Genomic DNA, 5,053 nt, shown 5'->3' on the forward strand with positions numbered 1-5,053 from the left:
TTTCGCAACACAAATATCTGCAACCCTTTTTTATTTTTAAAAAAAGTTTAAATCACTTCATTGTGTGGGTTTATTAGGTTCTGTTAATACCATTCACCTCATGTTCAAAAAACCTTTTTCATTCCAAGGCAGGATTCGCCGTACAGAATACGGATTAAGTTATATCATTTATATAATCAGCGTACTCATAATTAATATCATCACAGCTATAATTACAGGAAATTCGTTATCGGAGCCTGCGGAAATCATAACACTTATACTGTTTCTTCCCCTGATATATTTTATGATAGCCCAATCTGCCAAGAGATGCCATGACCGGGGGTATAGCGGATGGTGCCAGATCATACCCTTTTTCAATTTTTACTTACTGTTCGCGGAAAGCAAATACGGTCCGAACCAATACGGCCCAAATCCAAAGGGCGAGGGCAACGATGACGAATTGGAGGATATCGGAAAAACGGATATTACCTAGCGAAATGTTTTCTTTCGCCGGACATTCGTATCTTTAGTTCCGTAAAATCTAAAAAACCATACATGCCTCCATCCGATATTGCTTTGAGCCGCCTCCAGAACCAGCACATTGACGGGGAAAGATTCCAAACGGTAAAAGATGTGGTGAAATGGATGGGCGCCTTGCAGGCCCAGGACCCGCAAATGATAAAATGGGCGGTGGGTATCCGTCTGCCGGGCACTACGGAAAATGTTATTGAAGAAGCCATAAACCGAGGCGATCTCATACGCACCCATCTGCTCCGCCCCACCTGGCACCTGGTAACGGCGGAAGACCTGCGCTGGATATTAAAGCTCACCGCCCCCCACATCCGGACCTCCATGAGGTCCAGGAGCAAACAACTGGGACTTACGGAGGCTGTTTATCACAAAAGTAATTATGTGCTGCAAAAAACACTTGAAGCAGGCAAACACCTTTCCCGCCGGGAATTGGTTGCCGAATTACAAAATGCAGGTTTACCCACGGACGACAACCGCTCTTCTCATCTGCTGTTACACGCGGAACTGGAGGGCATTTTGTGCAGCGGCAGAATAAAGGACAAACAAATTACTTATGCCTTGCTCGATGACCGGGTTCCGGCATGTGATGTACCTGATCGGGACGAATCTCTGGCCAGACTGGCCGAAATATATTTTACAAGCCATTGTCCGGCTACGATCCAGGATTTCATATGGTGGTCAGGGCTCTCCATTACCGATGCCAGGAAAGCAACGGAAATGATCAAATCCGGGTTTTCGACAGAAAAAATCGGAGACGCAGTATATTTATTTCCACTTACATTTCCGGGAAAAATATCGCATACGCATTCCATCCACGTTTTACCGGCATTTGATGAATTTCTCATCAGCTACAAAGACAGAAGCGCCTCCCTTCCACCGAAACACCTGCATAAGGCAGTTTCCAACAATGGTATTTTCTGGCCGGTAATTACCCACAACGGAAATGTTATAGGCACCTGGAAAAGAACTATAAAAAAAGATAAAGTAAAAATAGAGCCAAATTACCTGATCAACCCCGGGAAAGAAGTAAGAGCCCAAACGGAACAGGCATTTGCCCGATACGGAAAATTCCTGGATAAAGATATAGAATACTGAAACCTCCGCATGTAAAGCATCCGTCCCTATCCTGTCTCATCCCAACACAAAGCAGATCATACTTCCCGGTTCATCAGCCTTTTTCCGAATTCCAGCAATACTTCCTTTTTCTCCTCCGTAACAGTTAACGATGCAATACTCTCAAAGGCTTTTTCCGTATGTTGACGGATCTCTTCACGGATAAGTTCCGTGGCCCCGCTGGCAACGAACAGGTCTTTTACGGTGTTTATTTTTTCTTCCGTATCGGCAGGGGTAAGATCGTACAGGTTCCGAAGCAAAAGGGCATCTTCTTCATCCAGTTTTTCCAAAGCCGTCAGGTAGAGGAAGGTTTTTTTATTTTCCACGATATCTCCTCCGATCCTTTTTCCGAAAGTTTCGGCATCTCCAAAAGCATCGAGATAGTCGTCCTGTAACTGAAAAGCTGTCCCCAGGTGAAGACCGAAATCATAGATAGCTTCCGTCTCCCACTCTTCCGCCCCGGCAATTAAAGCTCCCATTTTCATGGCTGTCCCCACCAGTACTGCCGTTTTATAACGGATCATCCGAAGGTATTCCGGCAAGGTGACATCGTTGCGCATTTCAAAATCCACATCATACTGCTGTCCCTCGCAAACTTCTGCGGCAGTCTTACTGAAAAGGCGGATCAATCCGGCCTGCAATACGGGTTCATAATCCTCAAAGAGCCTGTAGGCCATGATCAGCATAATATCACCTGACAATATGCCCGTATTAAGATCCCATTTTTCGTGTACGGAAGGCATCCCTCTTCGCAGGGGGGCATCATCCATAATATCATCGTGTACCAGCGTAAAATTGTGGAATACCTCTACGGCAAGGGCCGCATTCATCGCTTTTTTGTAGTCCCCCCCGAAAATATCTGCTGTAAGCAGGGTCAATACCGGGCGCAGGCGTTTACCTCCCACGTGAAGGATGTAATGCATCGGGGCATATAAACCTTTCGGTTCTTTTTTAAAAGGATATGATTTTAAATATTCCAGAAATTCCTCCTGGTACCGGGATATGGTAAGCATATATATAATTTTGAGCTAAAATACATTACCGCCCCCAAAGAACAAAGTAATTTATAATTATTACCCCTTCCCCTCGGTGTTCTTCTAAATTTTTTTCCCCTCATGACACAGGGTTGTCACTTGGGGATGCTTTCTTTGCCCGGACAGCCAGGGAAAGCATTTTAAATTTGCGTAAACTTTGGAAACTTTTGTTGTTTTTAAAGTTTCTTTAGCTATATTTGCTCTTAATTATGAAGGAAAAAATCATTGAAAAGGCGACAGAGATGTTCTTGAGCATTGGTTTTAAGAGCGTTACCATGGATGACATTTCTAATGAAATGGGGATATCAAAAAAGACCGTGTATCAATTCTTTAAAAACAAAGCGGACCTTGTTGAGCATTGCTGTACTCATATCCTCAATATCATTTCAAAAGATATCGAAGAAGTGAAAAGCTGGAATTTAAACCCGATCGAGGAGATGTACGAAGCCCGAAAAATTATTTTAAGGCGATTAAAGAACGAAAAGACGTCACCGGTTTATCAACTGGAAAAGTACTATCCGAAAATTTTCCTGTCCCTTCGAAAAGAAAGGTTTAACATGATGGACGGTTGCCTGATAAACAACCTGAAAAAAGGGATGGAACAAGGATATTACCGGCAAGGTTTGGACATTGACGTAATTTCCAGGATATATCACAACGGTGTAACCGGGCTCAAAGAGAAGGACCTGTTCGACTCGCCAACGTACCCTGTCCCTTACCTGATGAATATTTTCCTGGAATACCATATCCGGGCCATTGCTACCCCGAAAGGGGTTGATACCCTGAACGGGATACTGGTAAAAGACCGCAATAAAAGTTCCATGGCACCACCATCTTCTATAGACATAAAAGAAAATGGTCATTAACTCTATTTCAAACATTAAAAAAAGATAACATTTCATATGAAAAACATCCTCCCCCTGCTAGCCCTTCTGCTTTCGGTCAGTGTTACGGCACAGGAGAAACACAGTTTTTCCCTGGATGAGGCAATAGCATTTGCCCTGGAAAACAACAGGACCGTCATTAACGCGGAAAACGATATAGAAATAGCCAAAAAGCAAAAGTGGGAAGCCACAGCAACAGGCCTTCCGCAGATAAGTATTACCGCAGATTACCAGAACAACCTGAAACAGCAGGTTTCCCTTATCCCCGCGGAAATTTTTGGCGGCGAACCCGGTACATTCGAAGAAGTTATTTTCGGTACCAAACACAATGTAAATGCCCTGGCCACCCTGAGACAAAAAATATTTGACGGCTCTTACATCGTAGGGCTGCAATCGGCCAAAGTATACCTGCAAATATCCGAAAATGCCAAGAAGAAAACGGACCTGGAAGTAAAAAAATCGGTTATCAATGCCTATGGCAATGTCCTGCTTACGGAAGAGAACATCCGTATCCTGGAAAAGAACAAAGAAGTCCTCGAAAAAAATGTTTACGAAACACAGAAGACTTATGAAAACGGACTTGCAGAGGAAGAAAGTGTAGAGCAATTGCAGATAACACTTGCCAGTGTTGAGAGTGACCTGCAAAACAGTATCCGGCTACGGGAAATTGCTTACAAAATGCTCAATATTACACTGGGCGCACCTATTGAAACAGAGGTAACATTAACAGATGACCTGGATAACCTTGCTATTCAAAATACTGTTCCGGGGCTGGTGGAAGAACAATTTAACATTGAAAATAATATCGACTATAAAATTGCGGAAAATAACACAAAATCACAGGAACTCCTGCTGAAAAACGAAAAAAGTAAAGGGTTGCCAACCCTAGAAGGCTATATAAACGGCGGTTATCTCGGATTTGGGAACAGTTTCGACTTTTTTAAGAGAGAACAGGAATGGTTTGGCAACTCCATGGTTGGCCTCACCCTTAATGTCCCCGTGTTCAGTTCTTTGGGAAGAAGCGCAGCTACACAACGAATGAAAGTAGAACTGGAAAAGGCCAAAAACGACCTCAGGGAAACCGAACAGCAATTACAACTGGAAATCCAGCAGGCAAAAAGCGATTACCAGTTTTCTCTCGAACAATATCAGACGAAGAAAAGAAACCTGGAACTTGCCGAACGCATAGAACAAAAAAACCAGGTGAAATTTTCCGAAGGTATGGCAACAAGTTTTGACCTCAGACAGGCCCAAACCCAGTTATATACCGCTCAACAGGAATACCTGCAATCTATGATAGATATCATTAACACAAAAACCGAACTGGAAATGGTATTACATAATGCCAACGAATAAAAACACCACAAAAAGCAATTATGAAATGCTCATCAGCACATTTGCACACCGACCGGCGTAATTATTCCTGATGGACGTTCCCTCTGACTGATGAAAAACAATTGCGAAGCACATCAGCGAACACCATTAAAAAATGAATAATAAGTGAGTTAAATA

Annotated in this window: 5 protein-coding genes; 4 read left to right on the forward strand and 1 reads right to left on the reverse strand. The window is 43.2% G+C overall.

Annotated elements, in window-relative coordinates; translation table 11 throughout:
• Nucleotides 1-100: 100 nt before the first annotated feature.
• Nucleotides 101-472, forward strand: a complete 372-nt coding sequence (locus ED312_RS13870) for a DUF805 domain-containing protein (protein ID WP_123216619.1) — start codon at nucleotides 101-103, stop codon at nucleotides 470-472.
• A 62-nt stretch (nucleotides 473-534) separates the two neighbouring features.
• The gene (locus ED312_RS13875; protein WP_123216620.1) at nucleotides 535-1,605 is read left to right on the forward strand and encodes a winged helix DNA-binding domain-containing protein; all 1,071 of its coding nucleotides are present in this window, start codon (nucleotides 535-537) and stop codon (nucleotides 1,603-1,605) included.
• 56 nt (nucleotides 1,606-1,661) lie between these two features.
• On the opposite strand, the gene ED312_RS13880 is transcribed toward ED312_RS13875, so the two are convergent.
• Nucleotides 1,662-2,636 carry a polyprenyl synthetase family protein gene (locus ED312_RS13880; RefSeq protein ID WP_123216621.1) on the reverse strand — a complete coding sequence of 325 codons (975 nt, stop codon included), beginning with the start codon at nucleotides 2,634-2,636 and terminating at the stop codon, nucleotides 1,662-1,664.
• 230 nt (nucleotides 2,637-2,866) lie between these two features.
• Here ED312_RS13880 and ED312_RS13885 point away from each other — a divergent pair, with 230 nt between their 5' ends.
• On the forward strand, nucleotides 2,867-3,523 hold the full coding sequence (locus ED312_RS13885; protein WP_123216622.1) for a TetR/AcrR family transcriptional regulator: 657 nt from the start codon (nucleotides 2,867-2,869) through the stop codon (nucleotides 3,521-3,523).
• A gap of 36 nt (nucleotides 3,524-3,559) precedes the next feature.
• The gene (locus ED312_RS13890) at nucleotides 3,560-4,897 is read left to right on the forward strand and encodes a TolC family protein (RefSeq protein WP_123216623.1); all 1,338 of its coding nucleotides are present in this window, start codon (nucleotides 3,560-3,562) and stop codon (nucleotides 4,895-4,897) included.
• The last annotated feature ends 156 nt before the right edge of the window (nucleotides 4,898-5,053 follow it).

The organism is Sinomicrobium pectinilyticum (assembly GCF_003725735.1).
In the GTDB taxonomy this organism is placed as follows: domain Bacteria; phylum Bacteroidota; class Bacteroidia; order Flavobacteriales; family Flavobacteriaceae; genus Sinomicrobium; species Sinomicrobium pectinilyticum.